At 61.1% G+C, this 13,793-nt stretch carries 14 protein-coding genes and 1 pseudogene; 11 read left to right on the top strand and 4 right to left on the bottom strand.

The genetic code is table 11. The features are described 5' to 3' along the window. The first annotated feature begins 1 nt into the window (after window position 1). From hisF to VIO10_RS03640, 5 genes are all read left to right on the top strand, one after another. Window positions 2-802: an imidazole glycerol phosphate synthase subunit HisF gene (gene hisF / locus VIO10_RS03660; protein ID WP_331959499.1), complete on the top strand. Its 801-nt coding sequence runs from the start codon at window positions 2-4 to the stop codon at window positions 800-802. Next, window positions 799-1,212 (top strand): 6,7-dimethyl-8-ribityllumazine synthase, encoded by a 414-nt coding sequence (gene ribH / locus VIO10_RS03655; protein WP_331959496.1) that lies wholly within the window; start codon window positions 799-801, stop codon window positions 1,210-1,212. The genes hisF and ribH overlap by 4 nt, the downstream gene beginning before the upstream one ends. Window positions 1,213-1,305: 93 nt before the next feature. Next, window positions 1,306-2,127 (top strand): MerR family transcriptional regulator, encoded by an 822-nt coding sequence (locus tag VIO10_RS03650; RefSeq protein WP_331959571.1) that lies wholly within the window; start codon window positions 1,306-1,308, stop codon window positions 2,125-2,127. Window positions 2,128-2,195: 68 nt separating this feature from the next. Next, a complete protein-coding gene (locus VIO10_RS03645; protein ID WP_331959493.1) occupies window positions 2,196-2,534 on the top strand; it encodes a hypothetical protein in 339 nt (112 codons plus the stop codon). Further along, entirely contained in the window at window positions 2,531-2,881 is a 351-nt protein-coding gene (locus VIO10_RS03640; RefSeq protein ID WP_331959490.1) for a hypothetical protein, read from the top strand. The genes VIO10_RS03645 and VIO10_RS03640 overlap by 4 nt, the downstream gene beginning before the upstream one ends. Before the next feature lie 786 nt (window positions 2,882-3,667). On the opposite strand, the pseudogene VIO10_RS16175 reads toward VIO10_RS03640, so the two are convergent. After that, window positions 3,668-3,958: pseudogene (locus VIO10_RS16175) on the bottom strand (YfhL family 4Fe-4S dicluster ferredoxin); the annotation flags it as partial. Between the two features lie 240 nt (window positions 3,959-4,198). On the opposite strand from VIO10_RS16175, the gene VIO10_RS03630 reads away from it, so the two are divergent. The 4 genes from VIO10_RS03630 (at window position 4,199) to VIO10_RS03615 (ending at window position 7,394) form a co-directional block, all read left to right on the top strand. Then, window positions 4,199-5,233, top strand: a complete 1,035-nt coding sequence (locus VIO10_RS03630) for a rhodanese-like domain-containing protein (RefSeq protein WP_331959484.1) — start codon at window positions 4,199-4,201, stop codon at window positions 5,231-5,233. Between the two features lie 303 nt (window positions 5,234-5,536). Continuing rightward, window positions 5,537-5,821 carry a hypothetical protein gene (locus VIO10_RS03625; protein ID WP_331959481.1) on the top strand — a complete coding sequence of 95 codons (285 nt, stop codon included), beginning with the start codon at window positions 5,537-5,539 and terminating at the stop codon, window positions 5,819-5,821. A gap of 448 nt (window positions 5,822-6,269) precedes the next feature. Further along, window positions 6,270-6,722, top strand: coding sequence for a hypothetical protein (locus tag VIO10_RS03620; RefSeq protein ID WP_331959478.1), 453 nt, complete (start codon window positions 6,270-6,272; stop codon window positions 6,720-6,722). A 243-nt stretch (window positions 6,723-6,965) separates the two neighbouring features. Next, on the top strand, window positions 6,966-7,394 hold the full coding sequence (locus VIO10_RS03615; protein WP_331959475.1) for a hypothetical protein: 429 nt from the start codon (window positions 6,966-6,968) through the stop codon (window positions 7,392-7,394). Here VIO10_RS03615 and VIO10_RS03610 read toward each other — a convergent pair. After that, complete coding sequence (locus tag VIO10_RS03610) at window positions 7,384-7,854, bottom strand: hypothetical protein (protein ID WP_331959472.1); 471 nt, start codon at window positions 7,852-7,854, stop codon at window positions 7,384-7,386. The two genes, VIO10_RS03615 and VIO10_RS03610, sit on opposite strands and share 11 nt — an antisense overlap. Between VIO10_RS03610 and VIO10_RS03605 the strand changes: the two genes are divergently transcribed. After that, entirely contained in the window at window positions 7,820-8,191 is a 372-nt protein-coding gene (locus tag VIO10_RS03605; protein WP_331959469.1) for a hypothetical protein, read from the top strand. The two genes, VIO10_RS03610 and VIO10_RS03605, sit on opposite strands and share 35 nt — an antisense overlap. Window positions 8,192-8,917: 726 nt before the next feature. On the opposite strand, the gene VIO10_RS03600 is transcribed toward VIO10_RS03605, so the two are convergent. Next, the gene (locus VIO10_RS03600; protein ID WP_331959466.1) at window positions 8,918-9,376 is read right to left on the bottom strand and encodes a hypothetical protein; all 459 of its coding nucleotides are present in this window, start codon (window positions 9,374-9,376) and stop codon (window positions 8,918-8,920) included. Window positions 9,377-9,581: 205 nt separating this feature from the next. On the opposite strand from VIO10_RS03600, the gene groL reads away from it, so the two are divergent. Next, window positions 9,582-11,264: a chaperonin GroEL gene (groL, locus tag VIO10_RS03595; RefSeq protein ID WP_331959463.1), complete on the top strand. Its 1,683-nt coding sequence runs from the start codon at window positions 9,582-9,584 to the stop codon at window positions 11,262-11,264. 1,064 nt (window positions 11,265-12,328) lie between these two features. On the opposite strand, the gene VIO10_RS03590 is transcribed toward groL, so the two are convergent. Next, window positions 12,329-13,351 carry an alcohol dehydrogenase catalytic domain-containing protein gene (locus VIO10_RS03590; protein ID WP_331959460.1) on the bottom strand — a complete coding sequence of 341 codons (1,023 nt, stop codon included), beginning with the start codon at window positions 13,349-13,351 and terminating at the stop codon, window positions 12,329-12,331. Window positions 13,352-13,793: the final 442 nt, after the last annotated feature.

The raw sequence follows: 13,793 nt of genomic DNA, 5'->3' as shown, positions 1-13,793 counted from the left end.
GATGCTCGCGAAACGAATCATCCCGTGCCTCGACGTGCGTGACGGGAAAGTCACCAAGGGCGTGCGCTTCCTTAAGAACGTCGATGTGGGCGATCCGGTCGCGATGGCGCGCTACTACTACAACGAGGGCGCAGACGAGATCGTCTTCTACGATATCACCGCATCCAACGAGCGCCGCGGCATCATGCTCGACGTGGTGCGCGCGGTCGCGCGCGAAATTTTCATTCCTTTCAGCGTCGGCGGCGGGCTTCGCACGCTGGAAGACATGCGCGCCGTGCTGCTCGCGGGCGCCGAGAAAGTCTCGATCGACTCCGGCGCGGTTCGCCATCCCGCGCTTATCTCCGAGGGCGCGCGCGCGTTCGGCAGCCAGTGCGTGGTGCTCTCGATGCAAGTGAAAAAAACCGGCGCTCGTCCCGAGGTGCCGACCGGTTACGAAGTCGTGATCGACGGCGGGCGCCAGCCCACCGGCCGCGACGCGCTGGCATGGTCGCTGGAGGGCGAGCGGCTTGGCGCCGGCGAGCTGTGCATCAACTCGATCGATCGTGACGGCACCAAGCTCGGTTACGATCTCGAGATCACGCGGCGCATCAGCGAAGCCGTTTCCATCCCCGTGATTGCGTCAGGCGGAGCCGGCGAACCCGCTCATCTGCGCGACGCGTTCACCACCGGCCTCGCCGACGCCGCGATCGTCGCATCCATCGTTCATTATGGAGAGCATCCGATACCCGCGCTGAAGTCATATCTCAAACGCAACGGCGTCGAGATTCGCGACGCCGTCACGATCGACCTGGCCACACGATGAAAATTGCCTTCGTAGTTTCGGAGTTCAACTCCGAGGTGACCGCGCCGATGGAACAGCGGGCGCGTCGCCACGCCGAATCGCTCGGAGTCGAGGTCGCGCGCGTGGTCCTCGTTCCCGGCGTGTACGACATGGCCCCGGTCGTAAAGGCTCTGCTGCGGCGCAAGGAAATCGACGGCGTGGTGATGATCGGCGCGGTGATCAAGGGCGATACCAATCACGACGAGCTGATCGCGCATGCGATCGCCGACGCCGGCATCCGGCTCTCGATCGAGTTTGACAAGCCGGTCGGTCTCGCCATCACCGGCCCCGGGATGACCGACGACCAGGCCGTCGCGCGAATCGACAACGCCAAAAACGGCGTCGAGGCTGTGGTCCGCGTCGCTCGCGCGCTCAAGGAAATTCGCGGTTAGCTGCCGAGCGCTCCACAGGTGTTGAGAAACCATTGCGCGCCTCGTTGAGAGCGTGCGCCCGACTCCCTATACTTCTCGACGTTGGGATTGAAGATGGTAGAGGCGGGCGGCGGGGACAAAACTTTTTCCACGCGCACGGCTGCGAGAATTCTCGCGGTCACTCCCGAGCGTATTCGCTACTGGGTCAAGCGCAATCTTGTGCGCCCGCTGAATGCAGGCGGTCGCAAGTATCGGTTCGCGTTCAATGATCTGCTCGAGATGCGCCTCGCCAAGGAGCTGCTCGCCAGCCGCCAGCATATCGATCCGATCCAGCGATGCATCGAGCGGGGGCGCGCGCTCGTCGATCCAAACCGCTCAGTCACCTCGCTGAAACTGGTCAATGACGAAGGCCGCATCGTCGTGCGCGACGGTCCCTCGCTGATCGAGGCCGAGACCGGCCAGTTGTTGCTCGACTTTGACCGCAGCTATCAGCCCGGCACGGTCGAGGACGGTTTCGGTCCCGCCCGCGTGCGTGAGCGCTTCGACGAGGCGCGCCGGGTCGCCGACGAGGATCCGCTGCGCGCGCTCAACATCTACAGCGAGCTCGTCGGCCGCGAGCCCGGCAACTTCGAGGCGCATCTGCGCCTCGCCACGCTGCTCGAACGCGAGGGCGACCTCGGCGGCGCGCTCCGCCATCTGCTCGGCGCGGCCGCGATCGTTCCCGCCAGCGCCGACGTTCATCTGAAACTCGGCCTGCTCTACCGCAAGAAGGACGAGCACCAGAATGCACTGCGAAGTTTTTTGCGCACGCTGGAATGCGATCCCGCCAACGTCGAGGCCCATCGCAACGCCGCCGACATGTACGAAACGATGGGCCGCAAACGCGACTCGCAGCGCCATCTGAGCGCCATCCATCGTTTGATCAAAGGCGACTGATCGCTCCAACCGCCGGCGCTCGCGCCGCGTGTTGAATCACCGCGACTCGCGGCGATAAGCTCGCTCCTATGCCGCGCGATTCGCTCAAACCAATCGACATCCTGCGCCACGAACTGAAAGCGTTGCGCTTCATTCTCGACAACTTTCACTCAGGCAAACTCGGCGCCGGGGGCCTTCCGCCGCGCGAGGATTTCCAATCCGCACAAGCCCGCATGCTCTACGATTCGATCGTCAAATCTCCCAACCGCCAGGCCGCCGAGCGCGCGATTGCAAAGCTCGAACTCGACGAGGTTGACATCGATTCGTTCCTGCACCTGAGCGGCGAGCACTACTACACCTATCCGGCGCTCGTCCGTCAGCGCGCGGCGGCTATTCGCACGGGCAAGCTCACGGTCGAAGGCGCGTGAGTTCTTCGATCCCCAAAGAGATCCATCTGCTCCTGGATTCTGCGGGCGCGCTGATCGTCTTTCAGGAAAAAGGCGCGCCGTGGGCCCGCGTGCTCGCGTTCTCCAGCGAGGATCAAGCTCGCGAGTTCTGCCGCGCCAGCAATCTCGACGCTGCCGAAGTCGCTGCGATATCGACCGGCGATCCCCAGGCCGTCGCCGGTCTGATCAACTCGATCAAGCGGCGCGCCATCCGCAACCTCCTGCTCGATCTCGACTACAAGACCGGCGCCTGCACGCAAATCGACTTCGTGGGCGACTCTTTCGGCAATGCGATTGCCCACCAACTGACTCCACGAGGCCAGCACTGATCATGCAGTGCAATTTCTTTGCGCTCCGCCCGCTGAAAAACGGCGCCGCGACGCCGCGCTAATTTACTCCGCCCGTTCATCACTAGATCACAGGAAGCGCGAAACCCGGTTCGGATTTCGCTAACTCTGTTCGGTCTTTTCCCCGGCATGGGTGCAGGGGCTGGCCCCTGTCTACGTGAACATCGCGGCGATGCCTTTCGGCCTCACCGTCTTGCCCGCTGGCTTCATCGAATGCGCCAGCGCCTCGAGCTTCTGCTTGAACTCTTTCATTTCGGCCGCCTGCTTCGCTTCGAACGCCGCCGCGTCGCGCGCCGGCTTGCGCTCGAATGCCTCCCGTTGCGCCCGACGCCGATTGTAGAAGCCCTCGAAAGTCTCCCTCACAGCCCGGTACATCGCGGTCTTCGGCACGAATGATCCCAAGCATGACGGGCAATGGAACACCACGCCCTGCGCGAACAGCCGGTACGGAATCTTCCACGGCCCGTTGCAATCCTTGCAGATGACGGGCACTTCCCACGCGAGCGGATCGAATTCTGCGCGATCCGCTGAGGTTGCCGCTGCCGGCGCCGCCGCTGCTGGTGCGACCACAGGTTTCGCCGCCGCCACGGCAGGCTTGGGTGCCGCAGTTGGCGCCGCTGCAGGTTTAGCAGCCTCCGCCGGCGCGGGCGCTGGCTTGGGCGCGACCGGCGCGACTGCTTCGACTGCTGCGGCTGGCGCGGGCGCTTGCGCGCTGGCCGCGACCGCCGGTTTGCGAAAGCGCGACGGCGGGTCGTCGGGGATCGTCTCGTCGGGATGCAACTTGCGGGCGCGCGCGAGCAGCACGCCTTCGCTCTCGACGTTGGCCGGGTCGGGGATGCAGCAATCTACCGGACATACCGCCGCGCACGCTTCATGGTCGTAAAAGCCGACGCATTCGGTGCACTTCGACGGCACAATGTAATAGATTTCTTGTGCGATCGCGGGACTCGTCGCGCCGTCGAGCTCCCACGGCGCTCCGCCCGCGTAAATCGCCGTGTTCGGGCACTCCGGCTCGCACGCTCCGCAATTGATGCATTCGCTGGTGATCGTCGTCGCCATCTTGTGAACCGAATCTCAGTTAAATGACGTTGGAAGACCTGACAGGGAAAGCCCGCAACAGCATTGGCTTGCCGAAGCAGACCATAACCGCTGAAAGTTTTCTCTGTCAATCACCCACAATTCAAATAACTTGGCGCGCCATCTCACGATTACATTTACCATCCCACGCGCCGTTGGACCCCAAGAGGCTGGCGGTGAGCGTTTCATCCAGTGCGTCATCCGGGTAGATTCGGATCGCTTATGGCGGGCGGCGAGCGAATTTTGATGGAGGTCCGTGGCCTCACTCGTTCCATCCGCAACCCGCGACCCAGGCGCGGAGTTGGCCAGGCCGCGACGTTGCTGATCTTGCAACTGGCGATTTTGGCGATGGCGGGGTGCGGCTCCGGTAGTTCAGAATCGGCAGCACCGTCGAACGGCCAGTCTTCGGAGTTCGTGATGGCCGCCGACAAGTTGCCCCACGCGCTCATGCGTTCCGACGTGGTGCTGCTATCGGCTCAGAGCGCGATCGAGATCTCCAACCCCGGTTTCGTCAACAATGCCATCCCGGTGGACGTGGATGCGATTAGCAGCTTTGGCCAGCAGCCAGGCGCCTTCACCGACTACAGCGGTTGGGCCCAGATCTTCGGCCGCCTGGGAATTTCCGCTGCCAGCACGGTTATTGTCTATGACGACGGTGAGATGAAGTTCGCGTCGCGGGTGCGGTTTCTCGTCCACTACTTCGGTGCACGCACCACATATATCGTCAACGGCGGCTACAACGCGCTGCTACCGCTAATCGCCGACGGCCAACTGACAGAGACCCAACCCGGAACTCCGGCTTCGGCGATCTTCGACGTCACGATACAGGACAGTCCAATCCACCTCGTGCAGCAGGAAGATGTGGCGGCGGTGTTGGGCGATCCGCAAGTCACGCTGCTCGACGTGCGGACGCAGGCCGAATACGACGGGTGTCTGTTGCTTCCGGGGATCACGCGCGGCGGCCACATTCCGGGCGCGCGTAATCTACCAGTGGAACAGCTGCTCGAACCTCAATCCAGCGACTCGCAATTTTCATTTCTCCAATCGCCTCCCAGCTTGTTCGAGATCTTTTTCGCTTTTGACCTGCGCCGTCCGGATCGAATCATCGTCTACTGCCAGGATGGCGCAAAGTCATCGCTTGCGGCTACCGCTCTGATCGACGCTGGGTACATCGACGTGAGTCTCTACTACTTGAGCTATCTCGATTGGCAGGACAATCCGTCCAATCCCGTCGAATCGATCGGCCCCTGTAACTAATGACCCGTATCGAGTGGACGTGACCACCGGGGCTAACCTCGATGAGGCGATGTCCGGAGCGATGATGTCCGGAGCGATGTTGGTTTTTGAGTGGCGCTCGGAGATCCCCTCTCGATTCATCTAACTCGCAGTGTAGCGCGCGGGATGTTCCGAAGAGAACCGGCCGGGGACTGTATCGCCTTGCGTTCGTAAACGGGTTTTGCAACTATTACCGGGATTACTCGTCCAGCCCTGACTATTGAATATGTACTAACTAGTGCACGGGGACTGGCTTTTGACCTGAACCACTGGAGGAAAGCTCGGATGAAAAAGACAATTGCAAGCGTGCTCGGTGTTGTGGCCATGGCTGCATTCATGACCGCGTGCGGTCCTGACATGAAGACCATCAACAACGCCAGCGAAAAAGCTGAAGCGGATGCGACCAAGGCGGAAGCATCGGCGAATGCGGCGGAAGCTTCGGCCAATCAGGCTGCGACTGCCGCTCAGCAGGCCGAGACTGCGGCCAGCGGCGCAGAGGATGCGGTCCGTCGTGCTAACGACGCAGTGTCGCGCCTGGAAGCGGCGTTCTCGACCTCGGTTACGAAGTAATCGATTCGGACCTGGTTACGGAACCAGCCATTTGAAGCGGTGGCGGAGGGAGCAATCTCCTTTCGCCACCGCTTAGTCTTGTCTGCGCGATCGGCCTGCCGCCTGCACGGCGTCGTTGCATCTGTGAAATAACGGACGAGGTAAAGATCCGCGTTCCTTCGCTTCGCTTGGGATGACGCAAAAGCGCAGACGACCCCTCGTGTCATTCTTGTATGAGGTTCTGGGTATTGGAGAAGTGGATGAGGAAAAGGCCTGGGAGACCGCTGTCATTCACAGCCCGCGAAAGGCCGTCGCTCAGCAGGGGTGTCCACACCCAACAGCGGGGGCGAAGCCACCTTGGAGCTTGGGGTTTGTCGGCCAAACGGGAAATTTGACCACGATGTATTGGCTATGATTCAGTAGGCGCCGCGCAAGGGGTTCTGCCGTAGTCGCCGGGATCTGGCGAGGCGTGGAGGAAGGGCTGAAAATGAAAACGAGGCGCTATTTAAGTACGGTGTTTGCAGTCGGACTGATCGCGACGCTGACAAGCGCCTGCGCGCCCTCGCTCGCGTATCGGATGGGCCAAGGATTTTACTCGGATCAATACGCCAAACAGCAGGTGCAAGCTGCGGCCAACGCCGGCCAAGTGGAGAATCTCGGCCGGTTCGAAATTGTGAAAGGCGCTTGCTTCAACTACACGCAGGACCAGAACGATCACAACGTCATTTTCCCGGCTGTCCAAGAAGCGCTGCAAGAACGCCAGGGCAACGCGGCTGATCAGATCACCGCCAACGAGCAGTGGTACGACTTCCCGATGGGACTGTTGATCATCCCCGGCTTCCTTGGGTGCAGCTATTGGACGGTTAGCGGTGACGTGCTGCGCGTCAAGTCGGCCCCTGCGAACGGCGCTGGGAAACAATAAGGATCGTCGGCCTCGACGGGAAGCGCGGCGTAAATTCCGCGAGCGGGGGGAACTGAAAATGCGCGCAATTTTATGGCTCGCGGCGCTGATTTCTTTTGTAGTTGCCGCGAGGCCTGCGGCCATCGCGCTGGTGAGCGCGTGTTGCTCGCGGCGCTCTTGGTGATTGCGGCGTGCGTCGCGGCAAGCGCATTGTCGAAGCGAGCGCGCCGCTCGAATAGCAGTCAAAATCGCGGCCGCCACAGGATGAAATATTCGGACTTGCCTCCGGAGGTTCGCGAGAAAACCGAAACGGGCCTATGGACGCTCACCAAAAAGCTCGCCGAAATATTCGCCTTGGAGCACGGCGCTGATTTGATACGCCAGCCTTCTCCGGCGCCGGCCGAAGGAATCTGCGCGATCCTGGCTCAAGCCATTCGCAGCGAGTGGAACGCGATAAAACTGCGAGACGAGTTTATCTCGCAATTCAATCTTCCGAAGTCGCGGGCAGCCACGATCGCAAATACGGAACTTCATCGCGCGTACGAGCAGGCGAAGCTCCAAATTATGAAATCCGAGTCGATGACTCGCGACATGGCAGATGCGCTCAATCGAGTGGGCGATCGTGCGAAACGGCTTTGGTATCCAGAAACGCTTCGCTTGGAACGCCTCGAAAAGCGGCCTATCAAGAAATAGCGCTCACCTGAAATTGCAAGCTTAAAGACTGGCACGGCTGATGGTTTATCGTGCGCTCGTCGATGATCATCATCTTGTCGTGCACGATCAGATGCTTGCCGTCGGTCCAGGTCGGGATGTGATAGCTGACCCGTGTTCGTCCCGTTAAATCCCACTGAATCCCATCCGATCCCGCGAGATTTGCGTCAAGTACACGCGCCTGCGGCGCGGGTGAGGCGGCTAAGAAGTCGCTCGGAACACAACATCTTACCTGGGGCGAGGTGGGAATCGGACTTGTCGCGCGGCAGATGGTTTGATCGATCACTTTGCAGATGGTTTGATCTGAGCGAGCGGTCAGCGTGCCAGATGGTTTGGGTGAGCGTATCCTGGCTGATCGGCGAAGAGGATCGCCCCGCTGAAAAGTAACAACGGGAGGAAAGCAGACGATGAAACGGTTCGCGATCGCGTTTCTTTCAATCATCGCGCTCCCCGGGTGCGCGCTGCCGCCGCCGCCAGCCCAGCAGCTGTCTACCAATGGGCAGCCGATCCTAGTGACGACGACCAATGACGTGCCAGGTCGCGAAATCCAAATCCTCGGGATGGTGAGCGCCTACAATAATGATTGCGGCGAGAAGATCGGCGCGGCAGCGCTGCGGAAATATCCTCTCACTGAAGCGGTCATCGGATATCATGAGCAGCAGAGCACGTCGTGCTCCGGCGGGACGTTCGGCGGCATGCCCTATACTCTGTGTGGCGAGGCCTGCGAAGGGACGGCGGTTGAGTTCGTAGAGCGCGACGACGGGGGAACTCCGCGATAGCGTTACTTTCCGTGCAATTGCATCGGGGAGGTTTGTCCCTCTGATGCGCTAGGCTGCCTGCGCATTGATGCAGGCAGTCCAAAAATACGAAGCAGTTTTTCTCGAGGCCGTCTCGCGCGTGCTCGACTTCGAGGGCGGATAGGTCAACGATCCTCCGATCCCCGTGCCGAAACCAATTTCGGAATCTCCAAGAGGCGATCCGAAACTCTGATCCGAAAGTCGATCCGAAAGTCCACTGAGCGATCGGAAAGTCCGAAATAGCGCTTGATTTTACTAGGGCTGCCTAAAAAACCATCTGCACAGGCCGCGATCCGAAAGTTGCCGTTCAGATAGAGTTCAAAACCCCGGAAAAAGCCGCGTAATAGGCCCCGTTTTCAGCCCCCCGTCCCACTTCGTCCCGCTTGGTCCCGTTTAATCCCGCCAGATCATTCCATCTGTCGTGTGACAGGACTCACGGCGAAGAAAAAGATCCGGGGTCGCTGCGCTCCGCAGACTCCGGTCGGGATGACAAAAAAAACGCTCGGGATGACAAAAAAAGTTCTAATAGGGTCCTTCGACTTCGCTCAGGGTAAACTCCGACCGCATCTTTTTTCTTCCTCACTAAGGTGCAGGGGTCACCCCTGGCCGTGGCGACGGCAGCGCAGTATTAAGACCCGTTGGCAGGGGCCGCGCGCGACAACGGAGCGCGGCCTTAATACCGGGTGCAGGGGTCACCCCCTGCCGCGACTACTGATCCGAGGACCCTTTGTCGTTGGGATTCACCACGTGCCTGAGCGCCTTGCGAACCCGCTCGCGCAGCGTGTCGTCGCGCTCGATTCGTCCCTCGAGCTGCCTGAACTGCGCCACCGTGAGGCCTTGTCGCGGCGCGGCCTGCTCGACCGTCAGGTTGTGGTCTTTCTGCATCGCCTCGTAAACGCTGATGTACTTGTCGACCTGGTTGGTCGGAACATCGGTGTCATCGTCGTCGGCCTGGTCCGGGGCGGCCGGGGCCGCGGACTGCGCCGCGAGTTGAAGAGCTTGCTCCTGAAGTTGGGATTTAATCCGGCCAGAGCTGTGAGTTGACGCGATCGGCGCCGGCCACGCGCGCGAGGCCGAAAACGTCCCGATCGCTCCACAGATTATCGCTATCGCTGCGAGCGCCGCGCCCGCGCGCTTGCCCGGGTAAGGCTCGTTAATTTGATCCACTTCGAATAGCCTCCGCCAGAAATCCAGCCAGCCTGCCGTGATCATCCTTGCACGCCGCGCGAACTTCATAAAGATACTCAGGTTGACGGCAGTCCCCTTGCATTGCCTGACGCGATGCTTAAATTCGAAGCGGTCCAGCGACCGCCGGCGTGGCGGTCTGCCGGCCTGAATCCATGGCGAAATAGCAAGACGGAGATAAATCTACATGCCAGCCAAAACGGTTGAGCTGCACGAGAGAGCGCGGGTCGGAATGGTCAAGGGCGCGACGCTGGTGATGGAAGCCGCGCGCGTAACGCTTGGCCCCAGGGGCCGCAACGTGATGATCCAGAGGAGCTTCGGCTCGCCGACCATAACCAAGGACGGCGTGACCGTGGTCAAGGAAATCGAACTCGAAAACCACTTCGAGAACATGGGCGCGAAGCTGATTCGCGAGGTCGCGCAGAAGACCTCCGACGTCGCCGGCGACGGCACCACGACCGCGACGGTGCTGGCTGGAGCGATCGTGCGCGAGGGGATCAAGCTGCTGGCGGCGGGATTCCCCGCGATGGAACTGCGCCGCGGAATCGACGCCGCGGTGGTCAAGGCGGTCGCAACTATCAAGGAGATGTCGCGGCCGGTGAAGGAACGCGAGCGGCTGGAGCAGGTCGCGACGGTATCGGCCAACGGCGACAACTCGATCGGCAAAATTGTCGCCGACGCGATGGACAAGGTCGGCAAGGAAGGCGTGATCACCGTCGAAGAGGCGCGCGGCCTCGAGACGGTGCTCGATCTGGTTGAAGGGATGTGCTTCGATCGCGGCTACCTGTCGCCGTACTTCGTCACCAATGCCGACAAGTTGACGGTTGAACTCGACGAGCCGCTGATTCTGTTCCACGAAAAGAAACTTTCGAACCTGCGCGAAATCCTGCCGCTGCTCGAAAGCGTGGTGCAGACCGGACGCCAGCTCCTGATAATCGCCGAGGACGTTGACGGCGAGGCGCTGGCCGCGCTGGTCGTCAACAAACTGCGCGGTACGATCAAAGTCGCGGCGGTGAAGGCGCCGGGCTTCGGCGATCGACGCAAGGAAATGCTGCAGGACATGGCGATTCTGACCGGCGGCACTCTGATCGCCGAGGAACTCGGCGCCAAGATCGAGAAAGTCGAGATCGCCGCGCTCGGCAAGTGCAAGAAAGTTCTGATCGACAAGGACAATACCACAATCGTCGGCGGCGCCGGCAAAAAGTCCGAAATCCAGGGACGAATCGAATTGATCCGCCGCCAGATCGAGGAAACCACCTCCGACTACGACCGCGAGAAGCTCCAGGAGCGGCTGGCCAAGCTCACCGGCGGCGTCGCCGTGATCAAGGTTGGCGCGGCGACCGAAGTCGAACTGAAGGAAAAAAAGGCGCGCGTTGACGACGCGGTTCATGCGCTGCGCGCTGCAGTCGAGGAGGGAATCGTGCCCGGCGGCGGCGTCGCGCTGGTACGCGCGATCGCGGCGGTGAAGTCGCTCAGACTCGATGAGAACAAAAAGGCCGGCGCGGGAATCGTTGCGGCTGCGATGGCGGAACCGCTCAAGCAGATCGCGCGTAACGCCGGTCACGAACCGGAAATCGTTCTCAACGCAGTGCTCGAAGGCAAAGCTGATTTCGGTTTCAATGCCGCCACCGAAGTTTACGAAGATCTGGTCAAGGCGGGCGTGATCGATCCGGCCAAGGTGGTCCGTTGCGCGCTCGAGAACGCGGCCAGCGCCGCATCGATGATGCTGACGACGGAGGCTGCCGTGGCTGAAGCGCAGAAGAAGCCGGCGCCGATGGCGGGGATGCCTGGCGGCGGTGGGATGGGCGGCATGGGCGGCGGCGGAATGGGCGGCATGGGCGGAATGGACGACTACGGCGACGACTTCTAGTCGCGCGGCGAGTATTGGCGATCGCCGAACATCTACGAAACGGTGCCGAGAGGAACGAAGAAAGCGTTTTGACGGGAACCGGATGTCGCGTGAATCAAATAGTCGTTTTCGCGCTCTCGTTATAGCTACATTGTAAACTGTCGAGAGTAGCTACCGACAACTCTGCCGAGCGCGAGAAGATTAGCAATGATGCGGAATATCCCACTGTGAGTGGACGTAAATGGAATCGACATCAGTGGTTTAGCTGTGACTTTTAATCGCATCTTCATAATGCACCGTGGCGACGCGCAAGATGTATATAGCCAGTCCAAAATGGTATTTTCTCCCGGCATTTCGCACGATGAAGGCTTGCAAGGGACCGGGAGTTTGTGAGAGAAAGATGACTGTCTTAAATGCAGGGGCCGCGAATCACTTAGCAATGCTCCTGCGCATTCCTTAGGAGGAAGAAATGGAAGGGTTAATGAGAAAAACTTCGAAACTGGTTGGTCTTGCCGGGGCTGTGTTGGCCCTTTCGTTGCTCGCGGGATGTTCGTCGAACGAGCCGGATCCGGCACAGCGCGCCGTCAACGCGGCGAACCGCGCTGATCAGGCTGCGGCCCGCGCGGACTCGGCGGCCCAGAAATCCGCGGCGGCTGCGGCGCAGGCTCAGGCGGCTGCCAGCCGCGTAGAGCAGGCGGCCAGCGATGCGAAGGCGGCTGCGGACCGTGCAGAGGCGATCGCGTCGAAGACGATTTCGGAACATCATGAACATCGTGCGGCCCGTCGTCGCCACAAGAAGGCGGCCGAAGCAGGCGCAGCGGCAGGCTCAGCAGCTGGTGCCGAGGCAGGCGCAGCGGCAGGAGGAACAGCAGGTGCAGCGGCTGGTGGCGCGACGGCTCCAGAGCCCGCTCCGGCTCCCGCGACTCCGTAATTTCGCTCAGGCTGGATAATCACGAGGGCGGTTGCATTAGCAGCCGCCCTCGTTCGACTTTCCCTATTCCCTCGCCGGACTGATTACTCAGTTGCGGCTTCAGCTTTGCTGATTGGCAGTGCCGTGCGCGTACGCGGCTCGGCCGTGAGCTGTCTCAACTCGCGAAGGTGACTATTACTTTCAGCGATTCGGGCTTTTGCGCGGTCGCAAACGCCTCGTTGATCTGCGCCAGCGCAAACCGATGCGTCACCAGTTCGGCGGCGTTGATCACGCCGCGCTCGACCAGCGACAATGCCTGGCGCGTTTCGTCGGGTCCGCATGAATAGCTCGGAATGAGCCGGGTCTCGTTGAAGTAGAGATCGTGCGGTTTGACGAGCAGTTCGTCGCCGGGGGGCGTCGCCGTGAATTGAACGACGGTCGCTCCCTTTCCGGCGGCGGCAATGCCCGCGGCGATTGCCTTGGAAGTGCCGGGTCCGACGATCACGACGTCGGCCATCGCGCCGTTGGTGATTTCGCGCACCTGCTCGATCATGTTGTCGCCCTCGACCACGATTCCACAATCCGCTCCGAGTTCGACCGCGCGGCTGGCGCGCGAATGAAACAGGTCAGCGCCGATGATCATCCCGGCGCCGAGATGGCGCGCCAGCTTCACGTGCATCATGCCCATGATGCCCAGACCGATGATCAGAATTGTCTCGCCGGGCTTCAGGCCCGAGCGCTTTAGTGACTTGACGACGCAGGCGGCGGGCTCGATGAGCACGCCGTCGGCGTCGGTCATCGAGTCGGGGAGCGGCAGCGTATCGCGCTGATTGGCCGCGCTCACGAGAAAAAACTCCGCCATCCCGCCCGGAACGATGTTGGTCGCGCGCCAGGTCGCACACTGAACGTATTCGCCGCGCCTGCACGCTGCGCATTGAAAGCAGGGCGCATGATGGTGCACGAAAACGCGGTCGCCGGTCTTGAAGCCGCGCACCGCCGCGCCGGTCTGCTCGACGACGCCGACCGGTTCGTGGCCGAGCACGAGCGGCGCCTTGCGCTTGAGGTACCAGGGCATGATGTCGCCCGAGCAGATGCCGCACGCGCGCGTGCGGATCAGAATGTCGCCGTCGCCGAGCCGGGGTCGGGCGCATTCCTCGACGCGGATGTCGCCAAAATCGTAGAGCCGTGCTACCTGCATAAAGTTACCGAGTCGCGGACCCGGGATGATGAAACTTTGTGGTCCGCGCACGCGCTTGTCAACGCCACGCGCAAAAATCCCCCGTTCGCACGCCGAGAGGAGCAATACGCTATCGCCCCAAACGGCCTGGTTTTTATTCGAGCACCTGACATTTTGTTGGTTCGACTGCTAGTGTTGATTGCGGTTCAATTCGCCCCACCGAATCGAGACCCAAACTCGAAATAACGATTGGTTCCGACAAAAGGAGGAGATGATGCGATTGATACGCCTGATGGGTTTACTGGGTTTGCTCTCCCTCTCGGCATGCACATCCGTGGGGTCGCTGGGTGTTATTACAAAAAGTGGCCTGCTCCCCAATTTCCCGCCAATCATAAGTAGAGTCCGCCGGTTTTTTCGCCCTCCTCGGGCGGTTGCGTTTCCCGTCTTTTTAACGCTGCGAACT

Source organism: Candidatus Binatus sp. (assembly GCF_036567905.1).
Taxonomy (GTDB): domain Bacteria; phylum Desulfobacterota; class Binatia; order Binatales; family Binataceae; genus Binatus.
Note: the sequence above shows the minus strand (reverse complement) of the source record. Positions and strands in the feature narration are given on the sequence as shown.

Coding starts and splice junctions, on each gene's coding strand:
- hisF (WP_331959499.1), top strand. CDS start 2: ATGCTCGCGAAACGAATCATCCCGTGCCTCGACGTGCGTGACGGGAAA.
- ribH (WP_331959496.1), top strand. CDS start 799: ATGAAAATTGCCTTCGTAGTTTCGGAGTTCAACTCCGAGGTGACCGCG.
- VIO10_RS03650 (WP_331959571.1), top strand. CDS start 1,306: ATGGTAGAGGCGGGCGGCGGGGACAAAACTTTTTCCACGCGCACGGCT.
- VIO10_RS03645 (WP_331959493.1), top strand. CDS start 2,196: ATGCCGCGCGATTCGCTCAAACCAATCGACATCCTGCGCCACGAACTG.
- VIO10_RS03630 (WP_331959484.1), top strand. CDS start 4,199: ATGGCGGGCGGCGAGCGAATTTTGATGGAGGTCCGTGGCCTCACTCGT.
- VIO10_RS03625 (WP_331959481.1), top strand. CDS start 5,537: ATGAAAAAGACAATTGCAAGCGTGCTCGGTGTTGTGGCCATGGCTGCA.
- VIO10_RS03615 (WP_331959475.1), top strand. CDS start 6,966: ATGAAATATTCGGACTTGCCTCCGGAGGTTCGCGAGAAAACCGAAACG.
- VIO10_RS03605 (WP_331959469.1), top strand. CDS start 7,820: ATGAAACGGTTCGCGATCGCGTTTCTTTCAATCATCGCGCTCCCCGGG.
- VIO10_RS03610 (WP_331959472.1), bottom strand. CDS start 7,854: ATGATTGAAAGAAACGCGATCGCGAACCGTTTCATCGTCTGCTTTCCT.
- groL (WP_331959463.1), top strand. CDS start 9,582: ATGCCAGCCAAAACGGTTGAGCTGCACGAGAGAGCGCGGGTCGGAATG.
- VIO10_RS03590 (WP_331959460.1), bottom strand. CDS start 13,351: ATGCAGGTAGCACGGCTCTACGATTTTGGCGACATCCGCGTCGAGGAA.